Annotated in this window: 9 protein-coding genes; 7 read left to right on the top strand and 2 right to left on the bottom strand. The window is 69.4% G+C overall.

Annotated features, from left to right (window positions below; all coding sequences use genetic code 11):
• Positions 1 to 37: 37 nt before the first annotated feature.
• From ABD858_RS00965 to ABD858_RS00935, 7 genes are all read left to right on the top strand, one after another.
• Positions 38 to 1096 carry a beta-keto acid cleavage family enzyme gene (locus ABD858_RS00965; RefSeq protein ID WP_345033804.1) on the top strand — a complete coding sequence of 353 codons (1059 nt, stop codon included), beginning with the start codon at positions 38 to 40 and terminating at the stop codon, positions 1094 to 1096.
• A gap of 79 nt (positions 1097 to 1175) precedes the next feature.
• A complete protein-coding gene (locus ABD858_RS00960; protein WP_345033803.1) occupies positions 1176 to 2147 on the top strand; it encodes a quinone oxidoreductase family protein in 972 nt (323 codons plus the stop codon).
• 559 nt (positions 2148 to 2706) lie between these two features.
• Entirely contained in the window at positions 2707 to 3624 is a 918-nt protein-coding gene (locus ABD858_RS00955; protein ID WP_345033802.1) for a TauD/TfdA dioxygenase family protein, read from the top strand.
• A 30-nt stretch (positions 3625 to 3654) separates the two neighbouring features.
• Positions 3655 to 4986, top strand: a complete 1332-nt coding sequence (locus ABD858_RS00950) for an MFS transporter (RefSeq protein ID WP_345033800.1) — start codon at positions 3655 to 3657, stop codon at positions 4984 to 4986.
• Positions 4983 to 5567: an RBBP9/YdeN family alpha/beta hydrolase gene (locus tag ABD858_RS00945; protein ID WP_345033798.1), complete on the top strand. Its 585-nt coding sequence runs from the start codon at positions 4983 to 4985 to the stop codon at positions 5565 to 5567. The genes ABD858_RS00950 and ABD858_RS00945 overlap by 4 nt, the downstream gene beginning before the upstream one ends.
• 115 nt (positions 5568 to 5682) lie before the next feature.
• Positions 5683 to 5922: a hypothetical protein gene (locus ABD858_RS00940; RefSeq protein ID WP_425586126.1), complete on the top strand. Its 240-nt coding sequence runs from the start codon at positions 5683 to 5685 to the stop codon at positions 5920 to 5922.
• Between the two features lie 223 nt (positions 5923 to 6145).
• Positions 6146 to 6616 carry a DUF6624 domain-containing protein gene (locus tag ABD858_RS00935; protein ID WP_425586299.1) on the top strand — a complete coding sequence of 157 codons (471 nt, stop codon included), beginning with the start codon at positions 6146 to 6148 and terminating at the stop codon, positions 6614 to 6616.
• 121 nt (positions 6617 to 6737) lie between these two features.
• Here the strand turns inward: ABD858_RS00935 and ABD858_RS00930 are convergent, their stop codons facing one another.
• Complete coding sequence (locus tag ABD858_RS00930) at positions 6738 to 11582, bottom strand: DNA repair ATPase (RefSeq protein WP_345033793.1); 4845 nt, start codon at positions 11580 to 11582, stop codon at positions 6738 to 6740.
• A gap of 90 nt (positions 11583 to 11672) precedes the next feature.
• Positions 11673 to 13718 (bottom strand): SPFH domain-containing protein, encoded by a 2046-nt coding sequence (locus tag ABD858_RS00925; protein ID WP_345033791.1) that lies wholly within the window; start codon positions 13716 to 13718, stop codon positions 11673 to 11675.
• Positions 13719 to 13739 lie beyond the last annotated feature (21 nt).

Below are 13739 nucleotides of genomic sequence, written 5' to 3'. Positions count from 1 at the left end.
CAGTGAGTGAAGACCCATCCGACAAAGGAGATGGACCATGCATTTCTTCGACGACTCCCTGTATCCGGAGAACCAGGAGAAGCTGGTCATCCAGGCCGCGCCCTACGGGCCGGAGTGGCTGCCCGGTGATGCCGACGACCTCCCGGTCACCATGGACGAACATGTGCAGGCGGCGGTCGACTGCTACAACGCCGGTGCCACGGTGCTGCACATCCATGTGCGCGAGCTGGACGGCCACGGCTCCAAGCGCATCTCCATGTTCAACGAGCTGATGGCCCGGTTGCGCGAGGCCGTGCCCGACATGGTCCTGCAGATAGGCGGGTCCATCTCCTTCGCCCCCGAGGACGAGGGCGCCGACGCCAAGTGGCTCAGCTACGACACCCGCCACATGCTGGCCGAGATCGACCCCCGGCCGGACCAGGTGACGATCGCGATCAACACCAACCAGATGAACATCGTCGAGATCTTCGACGACGAGGACATCGAGGGCACCTCGATCTCCAAGGCGGCGTACTACAAGGCCTACCGCGACATGGTGGTCGAGGCCGGGCCGGACTTCTACCTCGAGCACCTCAAGCGGCTCCGCGCCAACGACATCCAGCCGCACTTCCAACTCGCCAACATGGCCCAACTGGAGACGGTCGAACGGCTGATCCGCAAGGGTGTCTACAGCGGGCCGCTGGTGCTCAACTACGTCGCCATCGGAGGCGGGTTCGCCGGACGGCACCCGGCCGACCTGATCGAGTTCATCCGCCGCGTCCCGGACGGCGCCGTCCTCACCATTGAGGCCTCCATGCGCGCGGTGGCGCCGATGAACGCGATTGGCATCGCCCTGGGTGCGCATGTGCGGGTGGGCAACGAGGACAACCTGTGGCGGCGCAAGGGCGAGCGGATGTCCTCCGTCGAGCAGGTCGAGCAGATGGTCCGGATCGCCGATGCGCTCGGCCGTGAGATCGCCACCGGGCAGGAGGCGAAGAAGATCTACAAGATCGGCGAATGGTACGAGGGCGCCGACGAGACCCTGGACCGGCTCGGCATGGTGCCCAACCGCCGTCCCGGCCGGCGCGGCTTTATGCTGCGCGACGTCAAGAGCTGACACGACCCGACCCCACTGGCGGCGGCCCGTGGACCGATCCCGCGGCCGCCGCCCCACACACGAGTGAACGGAGCAAGCCATGGCACACGCCATTCGCTTCCACGAAACCGGCGGCCCCGACGTCCTGCGGTGGGAAGAGGTCACCGTCGGCGAACCGGGCCCGGGTGAGGTACGGATCCGGCACGCCGCTGTCGGACTCAACTTCGCCGACACCTACTTCCGTACCGGCCTGTACCCGGCGCCGCTGCCCTCGGGACTCGGTGTGGAGGCCTCGGGAGTGATCGAGGCCGTGGGCGATGGCGTGACGCATGTCGCCGAGGGCGACCGGGTGACCTACACCGGCAGCCCGCTGGGGGCCTACAGCACAGCGCGGGTCATGCCCGCCGAGTCGTTGATCAAGCTGCCGGAGGAGATCAGCTGCGAGACCGCCGCGGCGATGACCATGCGCGGCCTCACCTCGGCCTATCTGCTGCGCCGGATCCACCCGCTGAAGTCCGGCGACACCGTGCTGCTCCACGCTGCGGCCGGCGGCGTCGGCCTGATCTTCTCCCAGTGGGCAAAGCTGCTCGGCATCACGGTGATCGGCACGGTCTCCACCGAGGAGAAGGCCGAGATCGCCCGCGCCCACGGTTGCGATCACATCGTCTACTACCGGCGCGAGAACGTGGCCGAGCGAGTGCGCGAGCTGACCGACGGCAAGGGCGTCCCGGTCGTCTTCGACAGCATCGGCAAGGACACCATCGCCGGGTCCATGGCTTCGCTGCAGCGCCGCGGCCTGCTGGTGTGCTTCGGTACGTCCTCCGGGGTGCCGCCGCTCGATGCCATGCAGCTGGTCATGCACGGCTCGTTGTTCGTGACCCGGCCGGCGCTGGCCGACTACATCGCGGAGCCCGCCGAGCGGGACGCCCTGGCAGGCGAGCTGTTCGGGCATGTCGCGTCCGGCCGCATCAAGATCGAGATCAACCAGCGCTACGACCTCAAGGACGCACCCCAGGCACATCGCGATCTTGAAGCGGGACGGACCACGGGATCCTCCGTCTTCACCCTGTGAGAGCACACCGTGCACCACACATCACCGTTCCTTGGCAGTGAGTGGGAGAGTCCGCTCACTGGCACGCCCCGAACGGTCCTGGGCGCTCCCCCAGCTACCTCCCCCAGCTACCTCCCCCAGCTACCTCCCCCAGCTACCTCCCCCAGCTACCTCCCCCAGCTACCGCTGGGGGTGCCCCCAGGGTGCCCCCAGGGTGCCCGCAGGGGGCCCCAGCGGTGCCCCCAGGTCGTCCGCGTACTCATCCGGGCGGCGACACGGATCCTGCCCGTGGTCCGGCCCCGGAAGGGCTGCCCGCGGCCGGAGGCCGTTGATGGGCACCGTCTCACGACCTGGTCACGCGGATGCGGCCAGAGGCGACGAGGAGGCCCTGAACCATCACTCCGGTGGAGCAGGGGCCCCGCACGCCGACACCGCACCCGGCGTCCCGGATCGCACCGGCAACGCTACCTCCGCACCCGCACAGCACCACAAGCCAGAAGGCCGACCATCGCACGATCGAGCTACATCTCCCTCACACAGGCTCCGCAGTGAGCCGTTGCCAACCCCCAGGAGTGAGCACATGCCCCAGACCGTCCACAAGAGGGAAGGCGCGCCCGCTCTGGTGCGCCCGGGCGTCCTCCGCACCACGATCAAGGCTGAGCCGCTGACCTGCACCATCGGCGCCGAACTGTCCGGCGTGAACCTTGCCGACGCCGCGCGCGACGACGACCTGTTCGCCGAGATCAAGGCACTGCTGCTCATACACAAGGTCCTGTTCCTGCGCGACCAGGACATCACCCGTGCCGAGCACGTCGCCCTCGCCTCGCGCTTCGGTCCGCTGGAGGACCACCCGGTGGTCGGCAGCGACCCGGATCACCCGGGGCTGGTCCGTATCTACAAGGACCTGGACAGCAAGCCCGAGCACTACGAGAACGCCCTTCACTGCGACGGGACCTGGCGCGAGTGCCCGCCGATGGGCGCCGTACTGCGCTGCGTCGAGACGCCCGAGGTGGGCGGCGACACGATCTGGGTCAACATGGCCGAGGCCCACCGCAGGCTGCCCGAGCACATCAAGAAGCAGATCGCGGGCCTGCGCGCACGGCACAGCATTGAGGCGAGCTTCGGCGCCGTCATGCCGATGGAGCAGCGCCACCGGCTCAAGGCACAGTACCCGGACGCGGAGCACCCGGTGGTGCGCACCCACCCCGAGACCGGCGAACGGGTCCTTTTCGTCAACGCGTTCACCACGCACTTCGTCAACTTCCACACGCCGCAGAACGTGCGCTTCGGCCAGGACCACGCGCCCGGCGCCGGCAACCTCCTGAACTACCTGATCAGCCAGGCCGCCGTTCCCGAATACCAGGTGCGCTGGCGCTGGCAGAGGAACAGCTTCGCCATCTGGGACAACCGCTCCACGCAGCACTACGCCGTCCAGGACTACTGGCCCGCCGTCCGCAAGATGGAGCGCGCCGGAATCGTCGGTGACCGACCGTTCTGAACCCCGACCAGAGACGAAACGGTGATGCCAATGGGACTTCACACTGTCGGCACGGCCGTGCCGGGCACGTCTCCCGCCGGACCGGTCGTATCCCGAAGGTATGCCTGGCTGGTGTTCGCGCTGAGTTTCGCGCTCCTGCTGTCCGACTACATGTCACGGCAGGTCCTCAATGCGGTCTTCCCCCTGCTGAAGGCGGAGTGGCTGCTCTCCGATGCCCAATTGGGCTCTCTCAGCGGCATCGTGGCCCTGATGGTGGGTGTGCTCACCTTCCCCCTGTCGCTCCTGGCGGACCGCTGGGGCAGGGTGAGGAGCCTGGTGATCGCCGCCATGGTGTGGAGTCTCGCGACTCTGGGCTGCGCGGTGTCGGCGAGCTACGACCAGATGTTCCTGGGGCGGTTCATGGTCGGCGTAGGAGAGGCCGCCTACGGAAGCGTCGGCATCGCGGTGGTCCTGAGCGTCTTCCCCGTCGCTCTCCGGGCCACGCTCTCCGGAGCATTCATCGCGGGAGGCGCCTTCGGATCCGTGCTGGGCGTGTCGATCGGCGGCGTCGTCGCCCAGCACCTGGGCTGGCGCTGGGCGTTCGGCATCATGGGGATCTTCGGGATCGCACTGGCCGCGATATACCGCATCATGGTCACCGAGAAGCGGCTGGGCTCAGCCGTCGGCGGTCGTGGAGGCACGCCCGGTGAACACGCGGGCCTGCGGACCCTGCTGCCGCGGTTGTTCTCCTCGGTCTCCGTGGTGTGCGCCTACATCGGCAGCGGACTGCAGATGTTCGTCGCGATGGCCCTGCTCGCCTGGATGCCCAGCTTCCTCAACCGCTCCTACGACATGCCTCCCGCGAAGGCGGGCCTGATAGCCGGGGTCTTCGCACTGATCACCGGCATCGGCATGATCGGCGGCGGTATCGTGTCGGACCGCCTCAGCCGGAAGGCCGGGGCCAGGAAGTGGACCGTCGCGATCGTCTGCAGTCTCGGGTCGCTCGTGCTGCTGACGGCCGGCTTCCAGTTGCCGGCCGGCCCGCCGCAACTCGTACTGATCGCCGCCGGAACACTGCTGTCCAATGCCACAGCCGGACCGGCAGCCGCCATGGTGGCGAATCTGACGCCCACCGCCATCGCGGCGACGGCCATGGCCACGCTCACCCTGGCCAACAGCCTGCTCGGGCTCGCCCCGGGGCCCGCTGTGACGGGCATGCTCGCGGACCGCATGGGCCTGCACGGCGCACTCCAGGTGGTCCCGCTCGTCGCGCTGGCCGGCAGCGTGGCCTTCACCATCGGCAAGTCGTCCTACGAAAAAGATCTGCGCCGCCTGGGACTGCTCCCCGACGCGGCGCTCATGAACCCGGAGCCGCAGACATGAGCCTCACCGCACCGCCGACGGTCGTGATCGTCCCCGGTCTGCGCGATCATGTGCCGGACCACTGGCAGACCATCCTTGCCGACAAGATCGCCAACGCCCGTACGGTGCCGCCGCTGACCGACGACAGGCTCAGCTGTGACGCCCAGGTCGCCGCCTTGGAAGGAGTGCTGTCGGACATCTCCGGGCCGGTTGTACTGGCGGCCCACAGCGCGGGCGTGATGACCACCGTGCACTGGGCGCGACGACACCGCCGTCCGGTCGAGGGAGCGCTGCTGGCGGCGCCGCCGGACTTCGACACGCCGCTGCCGGAGGGATACCCCACTCAGGATGCCCTGCACGCGAACGGCTGGACGCCCGTGCCGCGGACACCACTGCCCTTCCCCAGCATCGTCGCGGCGAGCACGAACGACCCACTGGCCGATTTCGCACGCGTCGCCGGTCTCGCCCGAGTATGGGGCAGCCGCCTCGTGGACCTCGGCCCGGTCGGGCACCTCAACCCAGCCGCCGGTTACGGCGAATGGCCTCGGGCGGAGGAGCTCATCCGTGAGCTCGTACGGGCCTCGTCCGACATGACTGCCTGACGTACGACACGGCTCCCTCCTGCTCGTCCTCCGGCAGGAGGGAGCCGCGCGCCGCCGAATGCGAATCGACGGACACGTGTGCGGTCGGCCGTCCCTCCCGTCGGCCGGATGGCAAGTGCTGCAGGTGCGCGCGTACGGCGATCCGGAGCAGTGGCGATTCGACTGGGAGCGGTCCTACGCCAGGGACGAGTGGCTGGACCAACTGCCCACTACCGGCGGCCACGCCCAGCTTCCGCCGGCCAAGCTGGAGGAAGTGGTGGCGGGCATCGGCGCCGCCGTCGACGCGTTCGGGGGCAGCTTCACGATCCGCTACACCGCCGTCGTGGTCACTGCGGAGCGAAAAGGCGCCGCCTGACTCCGGCGTACCTGGCGACTGGACGCTGCTGAGCATCACCCCGGGCCCTGGCGCCTCAGGTAGATTCAGTATCCCGGCGCACGGGGGTGCCCGTCACCGTTCTCCGGGATGATCTTTGTGCGCGGTGTGCGCCTTTTAGGTTGCAGCGACCAGCGCGAACGCACCTATTCAATCCCGGGAGTTGAGAGTGGGGCAGGAAGTTGCTGCACTGGCGGCAGAGCTCATGGACATGGCTGCCGCGGACCACAGTGCCTCGGCCGGCGCGAACAGCGACGACCCGGCCGAGCAGCTGGCCTGGCGTTGCCTGACCGCCCGGCACGGTGACCGGCTGAACGAAATCATGGACGAGTACGGCTGGCCGACGGCGGAACTCGTCGGCGAGGAGGCCGCCCGTGGGGCGTGGCTGATCGCTCAGCATGCCGACCGGCAGCTCGATGTGCAGCGGTGTGCGCTGAGGCTGATGCAGAGGGCGGTAGACGAAGGCTCAGCCGGCCGTCGCGAGCTGGCCTTTCTCCGTGATCGCACGCTGGTCAACGAGGGGCGCCGGCAGATCTACGGCACGCAGATCGCCGGCGTGAGGAACGGTTCGCCTATTCCTTGGCCCTGCGAAGAGCCCGAGCGTATGGACGAACTGCGCCAGGAAGCGGGCATCGAGCCCTTCGACGAATACGTCGCCAAGTTCTCGGTCGCCTGACGCGCTGCGATCGCCTGTGTCCGGCGGATCGCCGCCCCGCGCGCGCAAAACCAGGCTTGGACACATGGATCGATTGTTGCTGCGACCGAAACGAGCGTCATGTGTGCGGTCAGCGTCGGGGTCAGGGGTGCCGAACGTCGTTCGGTGGGGCGGCGTGGCGTCCGGACGGGTGGCCGGGCGCCGGCCGTGGGCCTGTCGCGCGAATGATGGCTGTTTCGACGGCGGCGACACGGTCGGCGAGCAGGCCGAGGGCGTTGACCGCTCGGGCGAGAGGGTCGTCGCCACGGTCGCCGAGGGCCTGAGTGCGTACGTGGGCAGCCGTGATGGCGGCCCAGCGGGCAGCCTGCTCTTCGGTGAGGGTGCCGCGCAGGGCGGCCAGCTTGAGGAGGTTGGCCTCGGCTCCGGTCGTCAGCGTGTGGGCCTCGGCTGCGTAGTGGTCGTCGATCACGGCGGCCAGTTCCGTGTCGTTCATGACGGGAGAGATACGGGCGGCGATCTTGTTCATGTTGCGGTAGGAGCCCTGGAGGAGGAAAGCGGGCTCGGTGCGGGTCGTGTCGGTCCGGGCGGCGGAGGCCATGTACGCGGCGTTCACGGCGAGGACCGTTTCGCGGGCCGTGAGCAGATGGCGCAACACGGCGAGCACACGGTCGAGTTCGGCCGGCGCGTAGGGACCCGTGAGCCGGTCCGGGTTGGCGGCCGGGTCGCCGGCGGCCAGGCGGACCAGGAGTTCGAGGTCGGCGCGGTCTCGTCCGGCCAGTGGGGCGAGGACGGGGTGGGAGGCCAGGGCGTTCTCGACGAAGCTCATGGCGAAGGCGGCCTCCCTGCCGGTCAGGACGTCGCCGAGGTTCCACACGTCGGCGCGGTTGGCAAGCATGTCGGGGATGCGGAAGAGCTGACCGGACTCGGTGTAGGGGTTGCCGGCCATGCAGACGGCGAAGCGCTTGCCGCGCAGGTCATGGCCGTTCAGTGTGCGGGTGGTGTCGCACAGAGGGATGAACTTCTGCAGCAGCTCGGACGAGGTGTGCTGGATGTCGTCGACGTACAGCATGACGTTGTTGCCCGCGGCCAGCGCGAAGTCGATTTTTTCGAGCTCCTGACGAGCGGCGGTGTTCGGTGCCGCGGCAGGGTCGAGGGAGGTGACGCCGTGGCCGAGTGCCGGGCCGTCCACCTTCACCAGCAGCAGGCCGAGGCGGTCGGCGACGTATTCCATGAGGGTTGTCTTGCCGTAGCCGGGCGGGGAGAGGAGGAGCAACAGGCCGCTGTTGTCGGTGCGCTTGGAGTCCCCGGCGGCGCCGAGCTGGCGGGCGAGACTGTCGCCGACGAGAGGGAGGTAGACCTCGTCCACGAGGCGGTTGCGTACGAAGGAGGACATGACCCGCGGGTGGTACTCGGCCAGGCGCAGGCGGCGACGCTCGGCTGCGAGGAGGGAGTGCCTGCGCCGCTGGTAGGCGCGGAAGCCGGGGGCCACATCCTGCGCGAAGTGGCCGGTGCGGGCCAGGAATTCGTCGAGCCGTAGGCGCAGGGTGCGCCGGTCGATGCGTGGGTGGGTGCCGAGGAGGCCGTCGACCGTGGTGGTGAGCGGCGCGTCGACATCGTGGCGCCCGAGGCCGGGGCATATCTCGATCGCGACGGCTTCGGCCAGGTCACCGGGGTCGACGTCCTCCCCGCACGTGGTCGCGTACGAGGTCAGCCAGCCTTCGGCCAGCCGCTGCGCGCCGGTGTGGTCACCGGTCGCGAGGAGGGCGCTGATGTCGTCCGCGTAGGGCGTGGAGCCGACGGTCCTGCGGAACTTGTCGAGCAGGGTGTGGGCCGTGGTGCTCGTCGTGAAGGATTCGCCGGTTGCCAGCTCCTCGACGAGGTACTCGGCGGCGTGAGCGGTGAGGCCCGCGTCGGTCATGTCGGCACGCAGCGCGTCCAGTGTCGGGGCGGCGCCGAAGGTCTCCCGTGCCCGCACCAGTGACGCGGCCTCGCGGGCCCAGGCCCGCCGGGTATCGGGTGTCGCCCGGTGCGCCCAGAAGAGCTGGGCGGCGGCGCGGTCGGCGGCTGGGTAGCGCAGCAGCCCGGCCCGCTCGTGGAGCTGGAGGAAGGCTGCGAGGATTCCTGTTGCGTCGTGGTCGTGGACGCCGCGCTCGTACCCCTCGTCGTACGCGGCCTCGGCGGCCCGCCGCACCAGGCTCGGCAGGTCGGCCGCGGCGAGGTACTCGGCGCCGTGCTCGGCGATCAGGCGGGCAGCGAGGTACTCGGCCCGGTAGACGTCGTCGTTCTCGGACGGCAGCGTCTGGTCCCAGTGGGCCCGCGTGGCCGCGAACTCGGGGTCCGCGACGGGGGCACGGTAGTCGGTGCCGGTCAGTGCGAACGCCATGGCGCCGCCGTTCTGCGGAACCAGGGTGAGTTCGCAGGGCTGGGTGTTGACGGCGAACACGTGCGCACCCAGCCGGATGGTGCTGCCCCCGTCGGCGAACAGTTCGGTACGGTCCCGTACCGCTCGGCGTGCCTCCTCGCGGGCGGCCTTGATCCTTCCCTCCAACTCCTCGGCCCGGACCACGTCGCCGAGGTCGCGCAGTTCGCCGACTGTGCGGCGGACCTTCTCCACCATGGGGTCGGAGGTGAAGTACGTGTGGACCGCCTCGATGCTCTCGAGCAGGGTCACCTGACGGGTGATGGTCTCCAGGACGCGCCCGGCGGAGGTGGCGAGGCGTTCTGCTCGCCTGGCGCGGGCGTCCGTCAGGGCTTGCTTGCGTGCGGAGAAGGCATCGTGGATCTCGGTCCGCTTGTCGGCGATCTCGGCGAGGAAGCGGTCGTGGTCGGCGAAGCGTGACTCCAGGCTGTCGACCTGGTGCAGCAGCCTCGAGAGTTGTTCGTCGCAGGACTCCGGAGTGTCGGCGGCGGCGAGGGCGCCTGTCACGGACTGGCCGAGCAGAGCGAACTCGGCGGTGAAGGATGCCCGCTTCTCGCCCTCCAGGAGTTCGCGGCGACGGGCGTCGACGGTGGCGCGGGCACGGTTGAGACCGCCGACGACGTCAGTGATGTTTTCCAGGATGGCCGTGCGGGCGGTGGCGTCGCCGCCGTCCAGTCCGGCGACGACCTCGGTCAGTGTCCGGAGCGCGGACGTCTGCTGGTCCAGCCGTTCGGTGACCGGGGCGGCTTCGGCGACGGTGGTGATCGCCTCCGCCGCGGCGGTCAGGCTTCGTACCCGTGCGTGGTGGTCGGCGAAGGCGTCCTCGCGCTGGAGGAAGCCGATCGCGCGGTGTGCGGTGGATGCGACGCGATCCTCGACGTCCTCGGCCAGTGCCGCGATGGCGCCCGTGTCCGCGTACCGCATCTCCGCCAGACTCACCAGCCGGCCCTGGGCGCGGCGGAGTTCCGTGATGCGGTCGGTCCACTCCTCGGCCGTGCCGGCAGTCTCGGCGCGCAGACGCCGGTCCAGTCGTTGAATGCTCTCCGCGGCCTCGGTAAACGCCTCGGCGGCCTGATGGGTCAGGGCCTGTACGGTCCTGAACTCCGCCAGCACCTGGCCCGCGGTGGCGCGCACCTCCTCCAGCAGGCTGCGCGGGTCGCCCGTCTCCGGCTCGCCCAGCCAGGGGTGCCGGTCGACGGTCCTCGTGCAGGATTCGACGAGCGCCTCGTAGAGCTCCTCCGTGGCCCGGGCGTCGGAGACCTGCCGCGCGACGGCGAGGCAGTCGGAGATGCCGCGCACGAGGTCGGCATTGCCGATCCGCGCCAGATGCCCATGGCCGGCCGGGACGGTTGCCGCGTACACGTCAGAGATGTAAGGGGTCTGCCACAGCCGCACGGGGTGTACGCGCGCGGGCTCGTCGGATGTCTCGTACAGGGTGGCGAGAGCCCCGTCGTCGAACAGCGCGTATCCGCCGCATACGAGCGGGGTGGCGACCTCCTTGCGGATCAGGTTGTACGGGAGCAGCACGGTGCGGCCCGACGCGGGGGAGTGGAAGGCGTAGAGAACGTCTTCGCCGTTGGGGGACCTGACGGTGTGCTCGAACGCCAGTCCGGCCGTATCGATGTCGAAGGTCCTCACCGTGCCTGTGGCGAGGCAGTAGCCGCCCGGGAAGACGATGCCCTGGTTGTCCGGCAGACGGCGGCAGGACTGTCCGATGCCGTCCAGCCGGACCACTGATCGCGTCAGAGCGTTGACGACCAGGTGGCGGCGGGACTCCTCCTGGTACGGGCGGATGCGCAGCAGGAGCAGGGCGCCGACCACCGCGTACGCCACCTCGGCGTCGGCCAGTGACTGCAGGGGCTCGTCGACCGGTTCGCTGAAGAGGGCCTCCTCACCGGCCAGTACGGTCAGCGTGCCCCCGAGCGTCGAGACGGACACCGCGCCGGCCAGGCGGATGCGCGGGTGCCGGCCCGCAATGTGGTCGTCGCGGGTCGTCTGCACCCAGGTGATGTCGTCGGCGGGTGCGAGGAGATGGTCCCTTTCGCCTTGGGCGTCCAGGAAACGCGGCGCTCCTGCCGGGGACAGGGACCAGCGCAGCACGCGGATGTCGTCCGCGTGCTCACCCGTGCAGAAGACGGCCAGCAGTCTGCCGTCGACGATGCGCAGCCGGCGCAGACGCGCGCCGCGGTAATAACGGTGCAGCGCCTCGAATTCCCGGCGGAAGTCCGGGTCGTCGAGCAGGCCCGGCACCCCCTCCCCGGCGAGCCGCTTCAGATCACGGTCGTAGAGAGTGAAGACGTCGCCGACCGCGGTCTCCTCTCCGGACCCCGCAGGGGTGTGATGCCCCAGCAGGAGACAGTCGCCGACAGCGACGGCGTCGCTCACCACGAGGCCCTGTTCCGACCGGAGCTGTCCGGTTCCGGTGAGGGCGAGCTCGGTGGAGCCGAACTCGGCGATTCGTGCGGTGTTGAGCGCCTCTGCGCGTCGAGCGAGCTCGGTGGCCTGAGCGGCGAGGCGGACGCGCAGCACCTCGTACGTCCCTTCGTCCACCCGGGTCTCCGTCTCCATGAATGCTCCAGCTCCTCGCATGCGTGATGTGCTGACCCGGAGCTGCCGCCCCCCACGCGGCAGCTCCGGACGTTCCGATGACCGCGGCCGTCAGCCTTGGGCCGCGCCGTTCAGGTCGGCGAGCTGGGACACGGGCACGTCGGCCAGTTCCAGCAGACGCGCCTTGTCCAGGAGCTCGTCGAGTTGGGCGGACCCGGCCGGCATGAGCTTCATCAGCAGGGCGGAGACGGTCAGGTTCCGTACGTCGGCGGTGGAGACCGACCCGAGCACGTTCCTCAGGTCCTCGGTGAAGGACGCGGAACCGTCCAGCCACGGCCTGGCGAGGGCCTGTGCGGTCTTGGAGTGCTGGACGAAGCCGTCGACGCCCTTGCCGAGAGAGATCGAGGACACGAGACGATCCAGGAAGACCGACTCGCCGCCGACGATGTTGATGTCCGCGTTCTCCAGGCCGGTGGCGAGCACGGTGGCCTGCGCCTCGGCGACCTGTCGCTGGACGTCGAGCCCGGCAAGCCGGATGTCCTTCTCCGCCTCCAGCCGCAGCCGGTACTCCTCGTGCCCGCGGGACGCCTCGTCCAGTGCGGCCATCGCCGTGGCCTTCTCGGTGAGGCCCGCCGCCTCGGCCTTGAGCTTCTCACCGATCGCCGTCGCGTCCGCGAGGGCCTTCTCGCGGGCGCCTTCTGCCTCGGCCTTCAGCCGTGCGGCGGTGGCTTCGGCCTCGGCACGGCCGGCTTTCGCGATGGCGTCGGCTTCCTTCTCCCGGACCTGGACGGCGGCGAGACCCTCGGCCGCGGACTCCGCCTGGATTCCCTCCGCGAGCCGGATCTTCGCGCGGGCGTCCAGGTCCGCGGCCTTGTTACGGGCCTCGGCGAGGGTGAGTTCCTCCGCCGCCCTGTGGATCGCGGCCTGCTCGGCGGCCTCCGCGGCCTTGATGTCCTTGACCAGCTGCTCCTGGGCCTCGGCTTCGGCGGCGATGACAGCGGCCTGGCGCAGCCGCTCGGCCTCCTCGACCGCGCGCAGCCGCTTGATGGACTCCTCCTGCTCGGCGACCGTGCGGTCGACCGCGACGCGCTCCCGGACGACCTCGGCGATCTCCCTGCGCTCCGCCTCGACCTCCTTCTCGGCCGCGATACGGGTCAGCTCGGTCTCGCGGTCGCGGGCGATGACCTCCAGGAGGCGGTCCTTCTCGATGCGCTCGTTCTCGATGGCGATGACCCGCTCCCGGTTCTTCGCCGCCACAGCGACCTCGCGGGCCTGGTTCTCCCGCTGCACGCCGAGGTGCTCCTCGGTCCGGAGGAAGGCGCTCTGCGCCCGCAGCCGCTCCTCCTCCACCACACGGGCGGTCTCGGCCTCCTCCCGGGCCCGCACGGTCTCGAGCTCCCGCTTCTGCTTGATCTCGGCGTCCGCCTGACGGCGCTCCAGCTCGAGGATCGCCTCGCGGGCGTCGACGTTCTGCCGGGTGATCTCCTTCTGCTCGTTCTGCCGGTACTCGTTGGTCCGCACATGCTCCACGGCGGTCAGTTCGGTGATCTTCCGAATGCCCTGGGCGTCGAGGATGTTGCTCGAGTCCAGCTGCGCCAGCGGTGTCTGCTCCAGGTAGTCGATCGCCGCGTCCTCCAGGCTGTAGCCGTTGAGGTCGGTGCCGATGACCTGGATGATGCGGTCGCGGAACTCGTCGCGCTTGGTGTAGAGGTCGGTGAAGTCAAGCTGCTTGCCGACGGTCTTGAGTGCCTCGGAGAACTTCGCGTTGAAAAGCTCCTGCAGCGTGGCCTGGTCGCTGGCCCGTGCCGTGCCGATGGCCTGGGCGACCTTGATGACGTCCTCGACGGTCTTGTTGACCCGGACGAAGAACGAGATGCGGATGTCGGCCCGGATGTTGTCACGGCAGATCAGACCGTCCCGCCCGGTACGCGAGATCTCGATGGTCTTCACCGAGATGTCCATGACCTCGGCCTTGTGCAGGACCGGCAGGACGACCTGACCGGTGAAGGTCACGTCGACCTTGCGCATCTTCGACACGATCAGCGCCTTGCCCTGCTCCACCTTGCGGAACAGTCGGCTGATCACGAGCAGCATGGCGATGGCGATGAGCAGGACAAGGGCGACGAGTACGCCGATGCCCAGGGTGATGGCATCCATGAACGGTCCCAGGGGTGAGAG

The sequence above is a fragment of the Streptomyces sannanensis genome (assembly GCF_039536205.1).
GTDB classification, from domain to species: Bacteria; Actinomycetota; Actinomycetes; order Streptomycetales; family Streptomycetaceae; genus Streptomyces; species Streptomyces sannanensis.
Note: the sequence above shows the minus strand (reverse complement) of the source record. Positions and strands in the feature narration are given on the sequence as shown.

Coding starts and splice junctions, on each gene's coding strand:
- ABD858_RS00945 (WP_345033798.1), top strand. CDS start 4,983: ATGAGCCTCACCGCACCGCCGACGGTCGTGATCGTCCCCGGTCTGCGC.
- ABD858_RS00960 (WP_345033803.1), top strand. CDS start 1,176: ATGGCACACGCCATTCGCTTCCACGAAACCGGCGGCCCCGACGTCCTG.
- ABD858_RS00930 (WP_345033793.1), bottom strand. CDS start 11,582: ATGGAGACGGAGACCCGGGTGGACGAAGGGACGTACGAGGTGCTGCGC.
- ABD858_RS00935 (WP_425586299.1), top strand. CDS start 6,146: ATGGACATGGCTGCCGCGGACCACAGTGCCTCGGCCGGCGCGAACAGC.
- ABD858_RS00965 (WP_345033804.1), top strand. CDS start 38: ATGCATTTCTTCGACGACTCCCTGTATCCGGAGAACCAGGAGAAGCTG.
- ABD858_RS00955 (WP_345033802.1), top strand. CDS start 2,707: ATGCCCCAGACCGTCCACAAGAGGGAAGGCGCGCCCGCTCTGGTGCGC.
- ABD858_RS00925 (WP_345033791.1), bottom strand. CDS start 13,718: ATGGATGCCATCACCCTGGGCATCGGCGTACTCGTCGCCCTTGTCCTG.
- ABD858_RS00950 (WP_345033800.1), top strand. CDS start 3,655: ATGGGACTTCACACTGTCGGCACGGCCGTGCCGGGCACGTCTCCCGCC.